Annotated in this window: 10 protein-coding genes; 4 read left to right on the top strand and 6 right to left on the bottom strand. The window is 37.5% G+C overall.

All coding sequences use genetic code 11. The annotated features are described in order from the left end of the window. The first annotated feature begins 537 nt into the window (after positions 1-537). The 3 genes from ahcY to tsaE are packed head-to-tail and all read left to right on the top strand — an operon-like array spanning position 538 to position 4,957. Complete coding sequence (ahcY, locus tag ACFIKU_RS00370; RefSeq protein WP_375656353.1) at positions 538-1,935, top strand: adenosylhomocysteinase; 1,398 nt, start codon at positions 538-540, stop codon at positions 1,933-1,935. A gap of 34 nt (positions 1,936-1,969) precedes the next feature. Next, the gene (locus tag ACFIKU_RS00365) at positions 1,970-4,435 is read left to right on the top strand and encodes a PAS-domain containing protein (RefSeq protein WP_375656352.1); all 2,466 of its coding nucleotides are present in this window, start codon (positions 1,970-1,972) and stop codon (positions 4,433-4,435) included. Between the two features lie 51 nt (positions 4,436-4,486). After that, on the top strand, positions 4,487-4,957 hold the full coding sequence (gene tsaE / locus ACFIKU_RS00360) for a tRNA (adenosine(37)-N6)-threonylcarbamoyltransferase complex ATPase subunit type 1 TsaE (protein ID WP_375656351.1): 471 nt from the start codon (positions 4,487-4,489) through the stop codon (positions 4,955-4,957). Between the two features lie 783 nt (positions 4,958-5,740). Here the strand turns inward: tsaE and trxA are convergent. The 6 genes from trxA to ACFIKU_RS00330 all read right to left on the bottom strand — a co-directional run bounded on the left by trxA (position 5,741) and on the right by ACFIKU_RS00330 (position 18,643). Next, positions 5,741-6,064 carry a thioredoxin gene (trxA, locus tag ACFIKU_RS00355; RefSeq protein ID WP_012754458.1) on the bottom strand — a complete coding sequence of 108 codons (324 nt, stop codon included), beginning with the start codon at positions 6,062-6,064 and terminating at the stop codon, positions 5,741-5,743. Positions 6,065-6,239: 175 nt separating this feature from the next. Next, the gene (gene addA / locus ACFIKU_RS00350; RefSeq protein ID WP_375656350.1) at positions 6,240-9,716 is read right to left on the bottom strand and encodes a double-strand break repair helicase AddA; all 3,477 of its coding nucleotides are present in this window, start codon (positions 9,714-9,716) and stop codon (positions 6,240-6,242) included. Positions 9,717-9,718: 2 nt separating this feature from the next. Continuing rightward, a complete protein-coding gene (gene addB, locus ACFIKU_RS00345) occupies positions 9,719-12,838 on the bottom strand; it encodes a double-strand break repair protein AddB (protein WP_375656349.1) in 3,120 nt (1,039 codons plus the stop codon). Between the two features lie 959 nt (positions 12,839-13,797). Further along, positions 13,798-15,372 (bottom strand): peptide chain release factor 3, encoded by a 1,575-nt coding sequence (locus ACFIKU_RS00340; RefSeq protein ID WP_375656348.1) that lies wholly within the window; start codon positions 15,370-15,372, stop codon positions 13,798-13,800. After that, positions 15,372-17,033, bottom strand: a complete 1,662-nt coding sequence (locus tag ACFIKU_RS00335; protein WP_375656347.1) for a lysine--tRNA ligase — start codon at positions 17,031-17,033, stop codon at positions 15,372-15,374. Before ACFIKU_RS00335 ends, ACFIKU_RS00340 begins: the two co-directional genes overlap by 1 nt. A 374-nt stretch (positions 17,034-17,407) precedes the next feature. Further along, the gene (locus ACFIKU_RS00330; protein ID WP_375641301.1) at positions 17,408-18,643 is read right to left on the bottom strand and encodes an argininosuccinate synthase; all 1,236 of its coding nucleotides are present in this window, start codon (positions 18,641-18,643) and stop codon (positions 17,408-17,410) included. A gap of 170 nt (positions 18,644-18,813) precedes the next feature. On the opposite strand from ACFIKU_RS00330, the gene ACFIKU_RS00325 reads away from it, so the two are divergent. Beyond that, entirely contained in the window at positions 18,814-19,455 is a 642-nt protein-coding gene (locus tag ACFIKU_RS00325; protein ID WP_375656346.1) for a LysE family translocator, read from the top strand. Positions 19,456-19,720: the final 265 nt, after the last annotated feature.

Genomic DNA, 19,720 nt, shown 5'->3' with positions numbered 1-19,720 from the left:
AAAAGCACTTCTTATAAACTGTTTTTATCCAAGAGCAGATGCAACATTGGAATCCTAAAAAACCGATTCTGAATTGTCTATTCATAAACATGATAGCCTATGGCTTTGCATTATATTATTTTGCTAAAAAGCTTAGTCATGAGATTAAAGTAAGGTAATACTTCCCTTTTCAACAACTGCATAAGTGAGTAGAATACGAGTATATTACTTTCGATATTATCCCATTTAAAAAATCGATATAAAAACTGTGAAGCAATGCACCATTTTTATTATTTAAAAGGTATTCCCTCTGGAGATTTTTAAAAGCTTTAAAGTTACGTGAAAAGGATAGAGTTTTGTTTATATAATAAGACTTATCATGAAGATCTTTTATTCTGTCAGTAACATCATTACTCCGATCTATAAATGTATATTTGTTGCACAAATTTATGGAAATTTTAAAAGCGCTTTTTCACATAAAGAAGTCCTCTTCTTGTATTGCATTTTTTTTTAATTTCTCCTACCGTCTTGGAAAAACTTATTTTAAAGGAATGAAAAATGGCAGCTCAAGATTTTGTTGTCAAAGATATTGCACTTGCCGCTTATGGTCGTAAAGAACTTGATATTGCTGAAACTGAAATGCCTGGTTTGATGGCTTGTCGCAAGGAGTTTTCCTCTAATCAACCTTTGCGTGGAGCGCGTATTTCTGGCTCATTGCACATGACAATTCAAACAGCTGTTTTAATTGAAACATTAAAAGCAATTGGCGCCGATATACGGTGGAGCTCTAGCAATATTTTTTCTACGCAAGACCATGCAGCAGCAGCTATTGCCGCAACTGGTATTCCTGTATTCGCCGTTAAGGGTGAAACATTGGAAGAATATTGGACTTATATAGATGCAATTTTCCAATGGCCAGATGGTAATCCTTCTAATCTTATTTTAGATGATGGAGCTGATGCCACAAACTATATTTTAATGGGAAGTCGTGCAGAACAAAATAAAGATATCCTCTCGCATCCCAAAACAGAAGAAGAAGAAATTTTTTTCAAACAAATACAAAAGCGTATGGATGCAACGCCAGGATTTTTTACACGACAGCGCGCAGCAATTAAAGGTGTAAGCGAAGAAACCACAACAGGTGTAAATCGTCTTTATCAGTTACAAAAAGAAGGGCTTCTGCCTTTTCCTGCTATTAATGTCAATGATAGCGTTACTAAATCAAAGTTTGATAATAAATATGGATGTAAAGAATCATTAGTCGATGGTATTCGACGTGGAACAGACGTGATGATCGCTGGTAAAACTGCCATTGTCTGTGGTTATGGTGATGTAGGAAAGGGTTCAGCAGCATCTCTTTCTGGTGCTGGGGCTCGTGTTAAAGTAACAGAAATTGATCCTATTTGCGCTCTTCAAGCAGCTATGGATGGCTATGAAGTTGTTAATTTGGATGATGATGCTGCCAGTGCTGATATTATCATCACGACAACAGGCAATAAAGATGTTGTTCGTTTAGATCATATGCGACAAGTAAAGGATATGTGTATTCTTGGAAATATTGGTCATTTTGATAACGAAATCCAAGTCGCAGCCCTTAGAAATTTGCCATGGACGAATATTAAACCACAAGTTGATATGATCACCTTTCCCGATGGAAAACGCATCATTTTGCTTTCTGAAGGGCGTTTGTTAAACCTCGGGAATGCGACTGGGCATCCCTCTTTTGTCATGTCAGCTTCATTTACTAATCAAGTTTTAGCGCAAATTGAACTTTTTACCCGTGCAGAACACTATACAAATGAAGTCACTGTTTTGCCTAAACATCTTGATGAAAAAGTTGCACGTCTACATCTTGATCGGTTAGGAATAAAATTAAGTGTTTTATCAGAAGAACAAGCCGCCTATATTGGAGTCACACCACAAGGACCTTATAAACCAAACCATTACCGTTACTAATACGTTTCCTTGGGTTAAAAAAGGGAAAGATGCCGTGCTCAGCTTTGGTGACTATAACCCCAGAGAAAAAGCTCAAGAAATGATCCGAATCTATACGTGTATATTTTGCCTTTTTTTCTTTTTTTCTCCGACACGCGCTGTTTCTCAGTCATTGGAAAGTTATTTACCATTTGCTTTCACTTTGCCCAATGGTCCATGGCTGCTTTTGGCACTGTGTGGAGGAATTTCTTGTGCTTCACTTCTCACGTGCATGGCTGTTATCACGCGTGCAAAAAAAACTGCACAGAAGCCTTTGAAGATACTTCAGGCAAATTTTTCTGAAAAACTTAGATATTATGAATGGCTTCTGGAAGAAACCGAGCAATTCCTTCTTATTTGGGAAAATCCAACAACCTTACCCCGTGTCGTTGGTGCTCTTTCTGCATTGCAAAAAATAGGAATCGATCAGAAAGATTTTCAGCGTTTTGAGCTCTGGGTTGAAGAAAATTCTCTGCGAGAACTTGATTATTCATTGACTCAACTACGTTATAAATGTCACCCTTTTGATCTTTCTATCACCACCACAAACAATGTGCTGCTACAAGTTACAGGAGTCATCGCAGGAACAGTCGCTATTGCTCGTTTTCAAGATGTCTCAAAACAACAGAGTGAAAATGCTCGTTTACAGAAAGATATCGCCCGCCTTCTTACTGAACTGAGAATGCAGCGTAATCTTCTTGATCTTATTCAAGAGCCCGTATGGATAAAAGATTGTGAAGGAAAAGTTTGTTTTATCAATCGCGCCTTTAGAGAAATGACAGACTTTCGTGAAGACAGTGATGAAGTGGGGGATCTTTTCAATGAAAATACACAACGCAAAACAGATGAAACAGAAACAATTTTTCAAGAACATGTTCACACAGTTATTGATGGAGAACGGCATCGTTTTCATCTCACGCGTATTACAACATCTGAAGGGATGGCAGCTTTTGCACGTGATGACAGCGCATATGAAAATCTTGCTCATGAATTAAGATATGTCCTTCAAAGCCATTGTGAAACACTTGACCAAATTTCAACAGCTGTAGCCATTTTTGATACAAACCAAAAATTAAAATTCTGTAATCATGCTTTTAAAATTTTATGGCCGTTGGAGACTTCCTTTTTAGAAAGTGAACCAAGCCATACATTATTTCTTGAACGTCTACGTGAAAAAGGGCTCATTGCTGAACACCCCGATTGGCGCGCATGGAAAGAAGAACTTTTTAAAGCCTATAGACAAACAGAATCGAACCAACAAATTTGGAATCTTCCAGATGGACGTACGGTGCGTGTTGTCTCTAATCCTCATCCACAAGGAGGTGTCACTTGGCTTTACGAAAACCTTACAGAAAAAATTGATCTTGAACGCCGTTATAATACACTTATTAAAATACAAGGTGAAACACTTGATAAACTTTCCGAAGGCGTGGTCGTTTTTGGTACTGATGGACGCCTTCGTTTATCGAATCCTGCCCTGTCGAAATTGTGGTCGCTTCCTTATAATTTACTGGTAGAAGGGACCCATATTACACAGTTACAAAGCCATTGTTCAGCCTTAACCTTAGGACAAGAATGGGATCAATTTACCAAATTCATTACCGGTTTTGCTGAAAAACGTGAAACATATTCAGGTCGTATAGAGCTTAAAAATGATATGATTATTGACTATACTCTGGTCCCTCTTCCCGATGGACAAACGATGCTTACTTTTGTAAATGTTACGGATACTGTCCATGTTGCGCGTGCTCTTCAAGAAAGAAATGAAGCATTAGAAAGTGCTGATCGTTTGCGTAATGAATTTGTCCAACATGTTTCTTATGAGTTGCGTACACCTCTTACCAATATTATTGGATTTTCCGATATTTTACGTGATCAAATTTTCGGCTCTATTAATAAACGTCAACAAGAATATCTTGGGCACATTCATTCAGAATCAGGAACTCTTTTAAATATTGTTAACGATATTCTTGATCTTGCTACCCTTGATGCAGGCATTATGGAGTTGGACATAAAATCGGTTAACATTGCCGATGCTATGATACAAGCAGTAGCACGTGTAGAAGATCGCCTTAATGGACGTCATATTACGCTTTTACAACAAATTTCTCCTTCCTTAAATTCTATTTCTGCTGATGAAAAACGCTTACATCAAATTTTTGTGAACGTACTGAGTAATGCTATTAATTTTGCAACGGAGGCAAGCACTATTGAATTTTGCGTCGATGAACAAGATGATAACATTGTCTTTAGCGTTCACAATGAAGGCTCTGACATCCCAGAAGACGTCCTTGATCGTATTTTTAAACGTTTTTCTTCTCATTCACACCATGGTGGGCGTGCAGGAGCGGGTCTTGGACTTTCCCTTGTGAAAAGTTTCGTTGAACTACACGGTGGACATGTTGAAATTCTTACCGGTTCTGGAAAAGGAACAACAGTTAAATGTTTTTTCCCACTTTCCAAAGGAGATAAGATTTTTTAATTTTAACCTTTATGATAACAAAAGTTTTTCATCCATTTCATGGAACTCTTAATGAATTTTAGTTTTTTTCTTGAAAATGAAGAGGCAACAAAGCTTTTTGCACAAAATTTAGCTCTTTCTTTAAAGCCAGGAGATCTTGTAACGCTGCAAGGGGATCTTGGAACTGGAAAGTCAACCATTGCACGTACAATCATCAAAACACTTGCGAACGATAACACTATGGATGTTCCAAGCCCTACTTTTACTCTTGTGCAAAGCTATCAACTTCCACAGTTTGAAATTATTCATGCTGATCTTTATCGCCTTTCTATGGAAGAAGAAATTGATGAATTAGGGCTTCACGAAGCTCGTGAGAAAAATATTTTACTTGTTGAATGGCCAGAAAGAAGTACAGCTCTTTTAGAGCTCGCCACTTTTGCACTCACCTTACACTATAAAGAACATGGGCGTCATGTAACAGTTAGATCAGCACAACATTCCATTGAACGTTTGCAACAATCTTTTGTAATTCGTACATTTTAAAAAAAACATCAACATGAGCATAGACATCATCATTTTTTAATTGATAATACCTCAGTACGTACCTATGAAATTTGAGATGATGAATAACACAAAGAAGTCCCTCATGGATGCATCAACCATGCAGATGCCACGAAATACTGACTCTTTCATATAACAATGACATAAATTGCAAAGGACAGCCGTTAATTTATAGGAATTCATCAATTTATTTTAGAAAATGTTTTTTGCCTTTCATATTTTCGTTAAAGGCTTCGAAAAAAGTCTTTTGATTCTACAGAATAGTGTAAAGGAATTTTAAATTGAAGTGGTAACCCTTAGAAGAGCATTATATAATCTGTAGGGAATTGCTTGCTTCTTTCTGCTTAAAAATTGTAAACTTCAGAAAGGTAATTTGCAAAGTTCTTGCTTAAAATCTCCTTTTATAATTGCTAAGGACTCCAAACAAAAATCTCCTTATTGCTAGCTTGATACTGCCTTTTTATGTGTTGAAAGCACTATCTATCTCAACAATCTTATCCAAGAAGAAAATATCGTTATGAAATTATCATTCACCTAACATTTTTGACGCGCATATAAGGAAAGAATTGCCTATATTCTTCATACAGAGCAATTTTTTTATAAAAAATGGGCAATTGAATCATGCATAAAAGTACGAATTCTTAAATTTATCTAACATTTTTATTTTATTGTCTTTTCATTACAATATATTGCAAAAAAAGAATGTTTTAAAAAAGTCTAAAGGAGAGACAAAACTTCTCTCCTTTAGAGTGATTATATGTGGAATTAACTAAGCCCATCTTTTATCCATTCAGAAAGACGTCCTTTAGAGGTAGCGCCAACCATATTCGATGAAATATTTCCATTTTTAAACATTAATAATGTAGGGATAGAACGTACTCCGTATTGGGTAGCCAATTCCGGATTTTCATCAATATTTACCTTAGCAATTTTAACTTGATTTTGCATTTCCATTGAAATTTCATCCAGAATTGGAGCAATCATTTTGCAAGGGCCACACCATTCTGCCCAAAAATCAACCACAACTGGGGTGGAAGAGGTTAGAACTTCACTTTCGAAATTGTCCTTATCAACTTTTATACACGTCATTGATTTATCCTTTATATTCACTTTTTATAGATTGGTATGATAACAATTCATATCAAGTTATTGCAAAGATAAATTATTAAAGAACTTTTTTACACCAGGGATCGTGCATTGTGTTTGTTTGGATGATTTTATGAAAGTAAAAAATTATAAGGATCCTTTGAAGAAAAGGAGTAACTTATAAGGCAACTTCACCAAGAAATGTCTCGAGTTTTTCTGGAGAAAGTTTAAAAATTTTGGCTTCTTTACTGTAGATAAGCAGAGCTTGGATATCTTTATCGGGATGAATAGCTTGCAACAATTTTCGGTAAAGAGCCATTTGCAACCAGTGATGGGAAGCAATAGCGGCTTCATTTTCTGGCGGGGTTCCTGTTTTAAAATCGGCAAAGATAATGCTGTTTTGCGTGATGTAGAGACGGTCAATTTGACCAGAAATTGCTTGTTTTTTTCCACGAATTTTCACAATACCCATTAAGGAGACCTCAGCACGTGAATGCTCAGAGAAAAGAGGCTTGAGGTAAACATGATCTAATATTTTCAAAACATGGCGAAGAGCATCTTCTCTTTGGTTTTCATGCCAATGAGAGGCTTTGATATTGAGATAGTTGCGAGCATAATCTTGACGTTTTTGTAAGGGGTAATCGGGTAAATATTGTAACAATCGGTGAATGAGATTACCATATTCAATGGAAAAAGCTCTGTTGGTATTTGTTTCTCCTAAAACAGGTGAGATGGTAAGCTGTTTTGGACTCGAGGACAGCTCTGTATCAGCTTCAATGGAAAGACTCGCGACTGAGGGTTTTAACGGTTTTGGTAGCACTGGTTCTTCTGGTACTTTATGGGAGAAAAAAGCAGGCAAAGGTGGTAATGTTTCGCATTCAGCGCGGGGAGCTTCTTGATTTATAGAAGCAGAAGAAGGAGGTGTGATGCAAAAACGCCAAGCTGCAATATCTTCCGCAGAATCTTTTATAACAAGAGCATGCGGTTCGAGGGCTTTTTTTACCAGTTGTAACCATGTATGCGATTGCGTTTTCTGACCTTTATATCCACAAATAAACAAGCGATCTTCAGCACGTGTCATTCCTACATAAAGAAGGCGCCTATATTCTTCTTCTGCACGCTCTTTTAAATGTGAAATTGCTTGTTTAGAGAGTTTTGTGTCAAACTTTTCATTGGGACGCCAAATAAAGGCTTGTTTTCCGTTCCATTGTGCATTGTTTAAAGGAACTTTAAGCAAGTGAGGCGCATGCTGAGGATGCCAAATCGCACTACCAGGATCAACTAAAAACACAATAGCAGCCTCTAGTCCTTTTGCAGCATGAACAGTCATGATGCGAATTTCTTCATTGTTTTGTTCAAATTCACGTTTAATTTCTGGTTCACTTGCACTTAATGTTTCTAAAAAAGCTTGTAATCCTGGTAATCCTGTTTTTTGAATAGTGAGCGTATAATCCATAAAAGCATCGAGCACATCATTTGCTTCAGATCCTAAACGAGACAGAATTTTTTGTCTTCCCTTATCATTATTCAAAATATGGCTATAAAACTCGAAAACCGGTATTTTATCCACTAAAGCGCGATAATGGTTTAGCTTTTCAAAAGCATCTTTAAAAGATACCTGCGATGATGCGTGCGTACATAAGCTTTGCCAAAGAGAGCCGGTGCGGTGTACAGCAAGCTGATAGAGTTCCTCTTCACTAAAAGAAAAAAGGGGGCTTTTTAAAACACAAGCAAGAGAAAGATCATCTTGTGGCAGCAAAACAAAACGTGCAAGCGCCATTAAATCACGGATACTAATATGTTTGGTAAGCTGTAAACGATCAGCCCCTGCTACGGGAATATTGCGGTGTTTAAAAGCACGGGTAAGAGCTGAGACAAATTGATCACGTTTACGAACCAATATCATAATATCACTTGCCCGTATTAAGCGTCCTTTTGCTGGAAGCATTTCACCTTTTTGTAACCAGTTGGCAATAGTTTCAGCAATTTTTTCTGCTAAACGAACTTCAGGGGTATCTAAATGATCAACGCTTAAATGCCAATCATGAGGAAATTCACTCATCTCTCTAGAAATTGCATCCCATATAACAACTTCACCGGGACTATGAACACGAATAGCTTCATGCACCGTTTTTGTATTTTCTGCCGAAAGTCCTTTATAATTTTCTGGTGTTTCAAAAACAATATCAACGCTTTTAAGAACATCCGCTGTAGAGCGAAAAGAGTAATGCAGTTGTATTTTTTCAAATTGTTGATTTGTTTGCTGCACTTTTTTTTGAATGATTCGTCCATTTTCATCAAAATTTTCTGGAGCTGCTCCTTGAAAAGAATAAATAGATTGCTTTTCATCTCCAACAGCAAAAAGAGTCCGTATATTTGTTCGTTGGCTATAACCTGAGAAAAACTCTTGTGCCAACAGTTGAATAATTTGCCATTGCTCAGGATTAGTGTCTTGTGCTTCATCAAGTAGAATGTGATCAAGCCCACGATCAAGTTTATAATGCACCCATTGGCTTGCACCTTTACGCTGTAACAAATGAAGTGTACGCTCAATAAGGTCGTCAAAGTCTAAGAAGCCATTGGCCTTTTTTAGATTCGTATAGATTTTGAGATAAACAGCACATAACTGAAAAGCAGCCATATTGAGAGTAGCAACTTTTGCGCATTGATATTTCTCTAAAAGAATAGAAAGCTTTTTTTGTTTATCTTCAAGCATTTGTTGAATAAAAGGCCAAATTTCATCTGATTTTTTACGAGATAAATGTGAAAAATTACGCGGCTCACCTTTTGTTGTAAAATAAATATCAGAAATAATATTGAGAATATTTGTCTCATCATGCACCTTTTCTAATTGGGAAAGTTTTTCCACCATATCCTTAAAGCTTTGACTACCATTGATTTCACAATGGTTAAAAGCATAAAGAGGAAGGCGCGCTGTTTGTTTAATTTGTTCCAGCAGATATTGATTTGTTTCATCAGATGCTAAGTTAAAAAGCGCGCGCAATTTTTCTTCTCCATTTTCAGATAGAAGAGAAGATAAAAAATCAGAGAGTTTATGTTGCTTTTCCATTGCTTCATAGAGCAATTGGTTAAAAGTATGTTCGCTAATAACTTGAAGTAACTGTTGCAAAGCAGGTTGTACATCACGACGGGCTAAAAGTTGACGACGGGATTCTTGTCGTAATTTTTTTCGACTGATATCATCGGGAAGTTCAAAATGCCCTGCAATATTGGCTTCTAACATAAATTGATGCAAGAGAGATTCACAAAAAGCGTGAATCGTTTGGATTTTTAAGCCACCAGGCGTTTCGAGAGCACGCGCGAAGAGTTGTCGTGCATAAGTTAGTTTTTGCGCATTAACAGGTTTTTTTTCAAACCGTGTTAAGGTTTCTTGCAGCTGTGCATCATCGAGTTCATTCCAACTAGAAAGCGTGCGAAAAATTCGTGATTGCATAACAGCAGCAGCAGCTCTGGTATAAGTAAGGCATAAAATACGTGCTGGAGGCGTACCGTTTAATAACAAACGGATAACACGTTCACTTAAAACGTGAGTTTTTCCAGATCCAGCATTTGCAGAAACCCACACGTTTTTTTGGGGATGTGTTGCCGTTGCTTGTGCATCCAGAGCGGCTTCAGGAATAGAAAAAAACGTCATGATTACTCTTCTTTATGAAAACCACTTGACCATTCCCACAACCGAGCCAAATGGTCGTAGTCACCTTCATATCGTTTTGACATAGGAACAGCATGTGAGAGATAGCCTTGTTGTGGATTTTGATAATAAGTTATGAGTGCGATAAGATTTTCCCATGCATTTTCACCAAGATTAACAGCACTTAGGTGAGTTTTGCCGTCTTTTTTCTTTAAAAGAATTGATTGGGATTTAATTTCACCTTTTTTGTTAAGAGGAATGTAAAATAAATTTGAGGGAGTAAAATCTTGAAAATCTGGGAATCCCCCTTGCATGAGTAAAGCTGTTTCTAAAGCCAATTGCGGAAATAATAATTCACGAACTTGTTTTGACGAAGGAGGGGTTCCGGTTTTAAAATCTAGAATTTCAACCGTTTTATCTGGCAAAACATCAAGACGATCAGCACGTCCTGAAAGGGTTACCCCTGTTGTTCCTATAGGGATTTTTTGTGATACCACTTCCGAATATCGCTCTCGCAGTCCTAAACTTTGTTCCCATTGAATAAGGCGCGGAGCAAGATTTTCAAAACTATTCCACCAAATTACTTCAATATCGGGTGGAAAATTGAATTTATCAAACTCTTTGCGTCCAATAGCAAGCAGTACATTGAGTGCATTTGCAGCATTTGGATTTTTTATTTGTGTACAAAAAGCCGCAAGAATAGCATGATAAAGTGTTCCACGTTCTGAAGCGCTAGGATCATGAATAAGTTCTTTAAGTGGTTTGAGCCGTAAGATTTTTTTAGCATAAATAGCATAAGGATCATACCGCAATGTTTCTATTTCAGTGACCGAAAAATGACGCGGACGTATATCAAGAGGTGGAGCAGGACAAGGACGTTCCACCTCAGAAGTTATGCTTGTATGATCAAGCATCTTTGCCCAATGGCGTAGTATTTCACCTCGTTCACGGATTTGTTCCCAAACCTGTTTTCCTACAACTGTTTCCATGCGTTGTAGCCAGCGTGAAGGAATGGAAGGCGTATGATTAACGCGCAATGCGCGACTCATCACCACTTTATCCATTCCCATCGCCCATTGAAAATCATGCGCAGAAAGACCAATACGCTGCTCTGGTGGTTCCAGAGTTAACATCATTTTCATCGGTCGCGATAAAAAAGCATCATTTCGGGTTGATATCGGCCATGACCCTTCATTAAGACCGCCGATGACCACTGTATCAACCGTTTGCAAACGTGATTCCAACGTACCCCAGATGAATAAACGTGGATGTCCTCCAGGCGAAGGTGTGACAGAACGGGTTGCTATTATGGCAGAAAACATAGCGGGCCATTCGCAAAGATGAAATGTTAATCCGGATTGATCACTGACCAATTCACGTAAAAATTTTGATAGGGCTTGTCCTGCTTCGTGTTGATAAAGATGTGCAAGAGAATTATCCTCATTGCGACCAAAATTTTCAAAAACCTCAACAGTTGCTATCGCAGCTTCGTTGATGGTGCATTCTTTCTCTTTTTTCATAAGAGATGTTAAAGGTTCAACTGCTTTCCTCAAAAGACGACAAAGGAAACGTGCTTCTTCACATTTCTGCTGATCAAGAGCGTTGATTTCAGAACTATTATGAAAGTATGTTTCAATCCATTTTTCAAGAAATTGATCACACTCGCAAAGATTGATGCGCCCTGTATTCCCTCGAAGAACAAAAAGTTCAAAATTTTCTGCCATTTCCCGTAAACGATGACGGTTTTGTTGGAGTGTTGTCAGTGGATGTTTAAGAAGAGAAAGAAAAGCAATGGGATCATCAGGTTGAAACACATTTTCTAAAATAAGTCGTAAGAGAGTTACAGGCAATGTTTGTGCAAGTGGTATTCCGCCTGAATCATTTGCTTCAATTCCAAATCGCTGTAATTCCACAGCAACACGGCGTGCTAAATTACGGTCGTTTGTAATAAGGGCTGCAGTTTTTTGGGGTTCTTCAATAGCTTTGCGTAAGGTAACAGCTATAGCGAGAGCTTCTTCACGTTCATTTATAGCTTCAATAAATGACCAATCTGCACAAAGATTTTCATAATCATTACGAACAATTTGTACCCATTTATCTGTTGTAGAAGCAGGTCGGAGTGCTTCTGATAAAAGAGCCATTCGTCTTTTCTTTGTTATACTTTGTTGGCCAATTTCGCAAACATGATGACGTTGACACTCCATGAGAGTTAGAAGTTTTTTTAAATGATATTGAGGATGGCTAAAAACATTTTCTGCAAGATCAAAAAAGTCACAAGCTGTTTTTTCTTCATTGCTTGTGCTTAGTGCATTCCATTGTTCTTCATCCATATGAAGATCAAGGCCAGGAAGAACAACAGCCCCTTTTGGTAGAGAAGCGATAACCTTTAAAAGATGAGAAACTGCGGGCATAGAACCTGACACACCAGCTGCAATGACCGGTTTATCAGGCGGCATACGTCGTAAAGTCTCTGCATGCATTGTGAGTGCTTGATTACGCCATTCCGCGGGATTACTTCGTTGTCTTTCTTTCAAGATTTTTGGCCAATTTTGCGTAACAATAGTCAAGAAATCGAGCGTTATTTGCCACCATTCAGCGACCATATCAGGTGCAATATTTTTAAGTTTTGACCAGTCTGCTCCTTCTGTTTCAATTTCGTCCATCAAATGTGCTAAATCTTGCGCGAGCCAAATAGCATCAGCACTATGAGCCGGAATAAGCACATCTTCTGTACCAAACATGGCACGCAGATGCGCAGGCAAATTTTCACGCCATGGACGGATAAGGCGCGCTAAAAGTAAAAGACGTTCGCTTTCTCCAATAGGCGGATCGAGAGCGCTGGTATGATTTTCAACAAAAAGGAAACTGTCTTCATCTACATCTCCTAGAGCACGAATGGTTGGCAAAAATGTTGATTGTGTATCACTTCTTTCAACAAAAGCTAAACGCAAAGCGCGAGCAGCACGACGTGTTGGAACATAAATAAGACTATCAGCAAGGGCAGTTTGAATATCTCCACTGGAAGCGAAATTATCAATAAGGCTACCTGAGAGTAGTGCATCAACAAAGTGAGGCAAAAAAGCAGTTCCCGGAGAAATAGAAAAGACACGCGGTTTATAGGTCATATGATCTCATATTTGGGATAACAAATTTCAGCTTATTGATTATTTGTATAATCTTGACTGTATACAATATTTATACAATGAAAAACTGAAAAGCTATATTTATACAGCAGATTTTTTAGCTTAAGTTTAAAAAAATATTGAAGTAAATTATATGTCTTAAGTCATCGCGAAAAAATATGTAAAATTTTTTTGATATTTTTCAACGTAGAATTGGCTACAGTTTATTCTCTAACTCAAATAGGTAATATAAAAATAAATATTCAAGTTTTAAAAGGTGCTAGGGGCACCAATGCATTATAACTATTTGGATATAATGAATTTACCGTATTCTTTATACAGTGCAATCTGAAAATATCCTTTACATACTCAACTATTTTCAGAGAAAAATAGATATCATGATATTGCAAAATTTAAAAAATCAGTTTCATAAATAATATTTTCGAAGCTCATAGCTCATAAAAAGCTTGGAAAAAAATAATATGTCCACCTTTAACAGCGAAAATAGATTACTTTTATGGAGAGAATTTTGCAAAAGTTTATTGTGCAAGCCTCTATCTTGCTAGGATCACATCCCTGATGAAAAATAGAATGCCCAAAAATATCATTATGTTGCAATTTTATATATTTGTTTTTAAAGAGACATCTTTCATTGTACTTGAGCCTACCTCGTAATGTCGTCCCGTAAATAATATAAATGAATAGTATAATGTAACTTCCGTGAATGGGATAAGATACGTCACACACTACCATCATCACTTTTTTACCCTCATCCAATATTTTGAAAGCTCTTGGCTATAGAGAAGGTTTATAAGAGGCTTTGTATTTCTTGCTTCAAGTGTTTTTACGCACACACCAATCCTACTTATGACGTGAAAACAAATGATGTTGATTGTTTCAATATGAAAAACGATAAATTATCATTATAAATCAAATTATTGTAGAAAATATTTTTCTTTATTTTAAGAGCGTACTTGATAATCCTTAAAAGCTGCAAATTTTATTTTCGGTGCCCGCTCTGCTTCATAATTCAATGAAAAATGATTTTCTGCTAAAAAAACTGGATCACCTTCTAAATCATACGCAATAGCAGAGCGGTGATTGCTGAGAAACTTTTGCAACTCATCTTTGCTCTGCGCTGAAATCCAACGGCATAAATTAAAGCGCGCTGATTCAAAACTTACCGGCAGAGAGTATTCCACCTTAAGTCGTTCCGTTAAAACATCAATTTGCAAAGCACCAATAACACCAATGAGAGAAGGCGACCCATCATCAGGAATAAACAATTGTACAACCCCTTCTTCAGCCATTTGTTGCAAAGCTTCTTTGAGCTTTTTTGCTTTCATTGGATCGCCTAAACAAACACGACGCAAAATCTCTGGTGCAAAATTTGGTACTCCCTTAAAGAGGATATCTTCTCCTTCAGTCAAAGTATCGCCAATACGCAATGTTCCATGATTAGGAATCCCTACGATATCACCGGCATAGGCTTGATCAGCAATTTGGCGTGAACGCGCAAAGAAAAATTGTGGAGCCGAAAGTGTCATCGGTTTTCCTGTTCGAACCAACTTTGTTTTCATACCACGTTCAAGAGTTCCCGAACACACCCGAAAAAATGCAATACGATCACGATGATTAGGGTCCATATTCGCTTGAATTTTAAAAACAAAACCCGTCATTTTAGGTTCCATGGCTATGACATTGCGCTGATCTGCACTTTGATCACGAGGACTTTGACCAAAATCAATAAGCGCATTGATCAAATCACGAACACCAAAATTTCGCAAAGCTGAACCAAAATAAACCGGAGTCATATGACCTTCACGGAAAGCTTGAAGATCAAAATTCTTGCAAACACTTTGAGCGAGTTCTACCCCTTCAATAAAAGTTGAATGTTGATATTCAGGGAGTAAATGGACAACCTCTCTGGGATTTGAAACTATCCGCTGTGTTATCTCATCATCTTTTTGACGAAAACGATTATGATGAAGGTCATAGGTACCAACAAAATCTTTACCCGTACCAATTGGCCATGTTATAGGCGCAGTATCAAGAGCAAGCTTTTCTTCAATTTCATCTAAAAGCTCTAAAGGATCACGCGCCTCACGATCCATTTTATTGATAAACGTAACAATAGGAATATCCCGCATCCGACACACTTCAAACAATTTCAGTGTTCTTGGCTCAATCCCGCGTGCCCCATCCAATACCATGATAGCACTATCAACAGCTGTGAGAGTGCGATACGTATCATCCGCAAAGTCCTCATGTCCTGGAGTATCTAGGAGATTAAAAATATGATTTTCATATTCAAACGTCATCACCGAAGTCACAACGGAAATACCACGATCACGCTCAATATTCATCCAATCAGAACGGGTTTGAATACGATCTTTTTTGGCTTTTACTTCTCCTGCAAGTTGAATAGCACCACCAAACAATAAAAGCTTTTCTGTTAATGTTGTTTTCCCCGCATCTGGGTGAGCAATAATTGCAAATGTACGGCGTCGCTTTACTTCCTGCACTCTTCGTTCCATTATTCCTCCGTCGGCCGTGCAAGCGCTTCAGCAATCAGTGCACGCATTTCATCAATCCCATAAAGCGCTATAAATGATCCCCATCGTGGACCTCGCTCTTGTCCCAGAAGGACTTCATACAACATTTGAAAAAAAACATTGGAAACACCAGGCCCACCTTCAGGGCTTTTTTTGCTATGATCTTGATAGCGTTCCGTTAACCGTGCAACATCAAGAAGCATATTTTGTAATATGTTACCATCAACGGTTTCAGGTAAATTAGCTAGTTTTTCATCAATTTGTGCTAATGTTGCTCGTTCACTATCATCTGGTATACGAAATTTCTTGTTTGGTTTAACAAAAACATCAAAATATTTAATAGCAAACTTCACCAATTGATCAAGTTCTGGATAAGTTTGTGCATTTGCTCCTTTAGCGTAACGAGAAATAAAACCCCAAAGAACTTCTGCATTCTCCGCATTTGAAGCACTTACCAAATTTAGGAGCATCGCAAAGGATACAGGCAAATCAACCTGCGGTGGACAACCATTATGAATATGCCATACAGGGTTATTCAGACGCTCTTTCCATTCTTGGCGACCATAGGCTGAAAGATGCGCATAGTATTCATCCACAGCTTTGGGAATAACATCAAAATAAAGCCTTTTTGCTGTTTTCGGTTTTGAAAACATATAAAGCCCTAAACTCTCTGTTGGGGCATAAGTAAGCCATTCATCAATGGTTAAGCCATTTCCTTTGGATTTGGAAATTTTCTGCCCTTTCTCATCTAAAAAGAGCTCATAGTTGAATCCTTCTGGGGGCTTTCCACCTAATACTTTACAAATTTTAGAAGAAAGATTTGTGGAATCGATAAGGTCTTTTCCTGCCATTTCATAATCAACGCCAAGCGCTGTCCAACGCATTGCCCAATCTACCTTCCACTGACACTTAACCTTGCCCCCTGTAACCTCTGTTTCTATGGTTTCTCCTGTTTCTGGCTCAATATAAGTGACTGTACCTTTTTCAACATTACGCGCAATCATCGGCACCTGTAATACTTTTCCAGAAAAGGGAGAAATCGGTAGAAAGAGTGAATAGGTCGCTTGCCGTTCTTCACCTAATGTTGGTAAAATAATTGCCATAACCTTGTCATAACAGGCAAGAATTTTCAAAAGCGTTTCATCAAAACGACTGGAACTGTAATAATCCGTAGCACTTGCAAATTCATAATCAAAACCAAAACGATCAAGGAAAGCCCGTAACCGCGCATTATTTGCTGCCCCAAAAGAAGGATAATCATCTCCAAAAGGGTCTGGTACACGGCTCAACGGTTGACCAAGATAATGTTCCATCCTTTCGCGATCAGGCACATTCTCAGGAACCTTGCGCAAACCATCCATATCATCAGAAAAACAAAGCAATTTTGTTTTTACTTTATTGTCCGTAAGAATATGAAATGCATGGCGCACCATAGTTGTACGTGCAACTTCCCCAAAAGTTCCAATATGCGGTAAACCAGAAGGTCCATAACCTGTTTCAAATATCACACTGTCTGGATAACCCGTCTTTTCATACCGTTTGATAATCTTACGTGCTTCTTCAAATGGCCAAGTTCTCGATTGAGAAGCTGCATCTTTTAATTCAGGCGTAAGGCTGAGGGTATCACACTGATCACGCATCATTATTTATCCTAAAAATTACACTCTTTAAAAATAGGGTGTATGGTTCTTGAATTTATTCGTCAATAATAGCAAGCAAAAAGATGAAAATTTCTTTATACTCTTAAGTCACAATACAAAAACTGCCTTCGCTATAAACATATTTTATTCTGATAAAATCAAAAACATTCAATATTATAAAGCAAAATTGACTTGTTTTTGATTATTGAAGCCTTCATTGCTATTATCATCATGGGTTTTGCTTATTATATTTATTAGCACAAAAGATAAGCTTCCAATATTGAATGAAAGAATGGTAAAAACCAACAGATAAAATGCTTAAGTTAGGCATTTCACACAAAAGCATTAATCCACACTACACTTGTCACCGTAATTTTCTATTTCTTTTCTTTATCACTTTGATGACGCATTGCTAATGTACGCAAACGTAGAGCATTTAATTTAATAAAACCAGTTGCATCTCTTTGATCATAAGTACCTTGATCATCCTCGAAAGTTACCAACTCATTCGAATAAAGTGATTTTTTACTTTGGCGTCCTTCAACAATCACGTTTCCTTTATAGAGTTTTAACGTGACTTCACCTTCAACATGTTCTTGAGATAAATCAATGGCTGCCTGCAGCATCTTACGTTCCGGCGAAAACCAAAATCCATAATAAATGAGTTCTGCATAACGTGGCATCAATTCATCTTTTAAATGAGCTGCACCACGATCTAGCGTTAAAGATTCTATAGCTCTGTGAGCCGTTAAAAGAATGGTCCCCCCTGGGGTTTCATAAATACCCCGCGACTTCATACCCACAAAGCGATTTTCCACCAAATCTAACCGACCAATGCCATTATCGCGCCCATAATGATTTAATTCTGCAAGTAAAGTTGCAGGAGATAAATTTTTTCCATTGATTGAAACAGCATCACCTTTTTTAAAGCCAAGAGTGATTCTGGTTGCTTGATCTGGAGCATCTTCCACCGAAAGAGTACGCATATGGACATATTCAGGAGCAGGAAGTGCTGGATCTTCTAAAATCTTTCCTTCTGATGAAGAATGCAATAAATTTGCATCCACTGAAAAAGGCGCTTCGCCTTGCTTATCCTTTTCTACAGGAATTTGATGTGTACGAGCAAATTCAAACAGATCTGTCCGACTCTTAAAATCCCAATCACGCCATGGAGCAATAATCTTTATATCAGGATTAAGAGCATAAGCGGAAAGCTCAAAGCGTACCTGATCATTGCCTTTGCCCGTTGCCCCATGAGCAATTGCATCTGCTCCTGTTTCCTTAGCAATTTCAATAAGCCGTTTTGAAATAAGTGGGCGTGCAATTGATGTTCCTAAAAGATAAGTCCCCTCATAAACGGTATTGGCTCGAAACATCGGAAACACAAAATCACGCACAAATTCTTCGCGCAAATCCTCAATGTAGATTTCTTTAACACCTAGCATTTCAGCTTTACGACGAGCAAATTCTAGCTCTTCCCCCTGCCCCAAATCTGCTGTAAAAGTTACAACTTCAACGCTTAGCGTACTTTGCAACCATTTGAGAATAATTGACGTATCCAATCCCCCTGAATAAGCCAAAACAACTTTTCTAATATTTTGCCACTTCTTCATTTCAAAGTTCTATATGAGCTGCTCATTTATTTCTACCCAGAAATCAAAACGATGCAAGAAGTATAAAAATAAATTCTTTTTAAGCAACATTAAAAAGACGCAAAAAGCGTAAATAAAGGCGTCTAAAAGTATAAATAGTGAACACTGGTTAAAAATAAAAGGAGATTTACGTGTCATTTCTACCGGAGTGGTCTATTGTTGTACAATTTGCTTTAGCATCGTTGATTTTAGCACTTATTCCAGGACCAGATATGATGCTTTCTGTAGGACGAACCATTACACAAAGCAAAAAAGCTGGAATTATGTGCGCCTTGGGAAGTGCAACAGGGTTTGCCATTCAGGTTACCGCTGTAGCACTTGGCTTATCAGCACTTATTTTTGCCGCGCCACACACTTTTATTCTTCTAAAAATTGCCGGCGCATTTTATCTTTTATGGTTTTCCTTTCAAGCATTACGGAGAAATCCGACATTTTCCTTTGAACAGACATCTTCTAAATCTCAAAGCGCTAAACGTAACTATCTTGCTGGTATTGGAATCAATCTTCTAAATCCTAAAGTTATACTCTTTAACGCGACATTCTTACCACAATTTATCAATGCGAATGATCCTATGGCAACACAAAAGCTACTCTTTTTAGGACTCTCTTATATTCCTATTTCTTTTCCTATTACAATTTCTGTCGTTTTTACAGCGCATAAACTTACCAAAATTCTCAAGAAAAATCCTCTTTATATTCGCTTTCTCGACTGGCTTATTGCTGGTACTTTTACCAGCTTTGCCCTTCATCTCCTTATAGTTACAAAACATTGATTTATAAGTGTAATGTATCGTTTTTAATTTAAATAAGAACCCAAACATCGTAGGATTCTCTCATTTAAAACCTGTTTATGTTGAATAAAACAATACATTTCCTTTGTACATCACAAGGGAAGCAGGAGTTTTCGTATGGATAAAAACTATCTAAGAAAAGAATAAAAATACCTCTTATGAACTATCTCAAGTGCCAAAAGCGTTACAATATTTAGAGTTAAAAAATTAAATGGTGGTACCAATTGACACCTTTATTAAATGTAAG

This window comes from Bartonella sp. CM120XJJH, assembly GCF_042194715.1.
Taxonomy (GTDB): domain Bacteria; phylum Pseudomonadota; class Alphaproteobacteria; order Rhizobiales; family Rhizobiaceae; genus Bartonella.
The sequence above is the reverse complement of the archived record's forward strand: the minus strand, read 5'-3'. Positions and strand labels throughout refer to the sequence as shown.

Excerpts from the sequence above, each read along its gene's own strand:
- ahcY (WP_375656353.1), top strand. The coding sequence starts at position 538 with ATGGCAGCTCAAGATTTTGTTGTCAAAGATATTGCACTTGCCGCTTAT.
- tsaE (WP_375656351.1), top strand. The coding sequence starts at position 4,487 with ATGAATTTTAGTTTTTTTCTTGAAAATGAAGAGGCAACAAAGCTTTTT.
- addB (WP_375656349.1), bottom strand. The coding sequence starts at position 12,838 with ATGACCTATAAACCGCGTGTCTTTTCTATTTCTCCGGGAACTGCTTTT.
- ACFIKU_RS00335 (WP_375656347.1), bottom strand. The coding sequence starts at position 17,033 with ATGATGCGTGATCAGTGTGATACCCTCAGCCTTACGCCTGAATTAAAA.
- ACFIKU_RS00340 (WP_375656348.1), bottom strand. The coding sequence starts at position 15,372 with ATGGAACGAAGAGTGCAGGAAGTAAAGCGACGCCGTACATTTGCAATT.
- addA (WP_375656350.1), bottom strand. The coding sequence starts at position 9,716 with ATGACGTTTTTTTCTATTCCTGAAGCCGCTCTGGATGCACAAGCAACG.
- ACFIKU_RS00330 (WP_375641301.1), bottom strand. The coding sequence starts at position 18,643 with ATGAAGAAGTGGCAAAATATTAGAAAAGTTGTTTTGGCTTATTCAGGG.
- trxA (WP_012754458.1), bottom strand. The coding sequence starts at position 6,064 with ATGACGTGTATAAAAGTTGATAAGGACAATTTCGAAAGTGAAGTTCTA.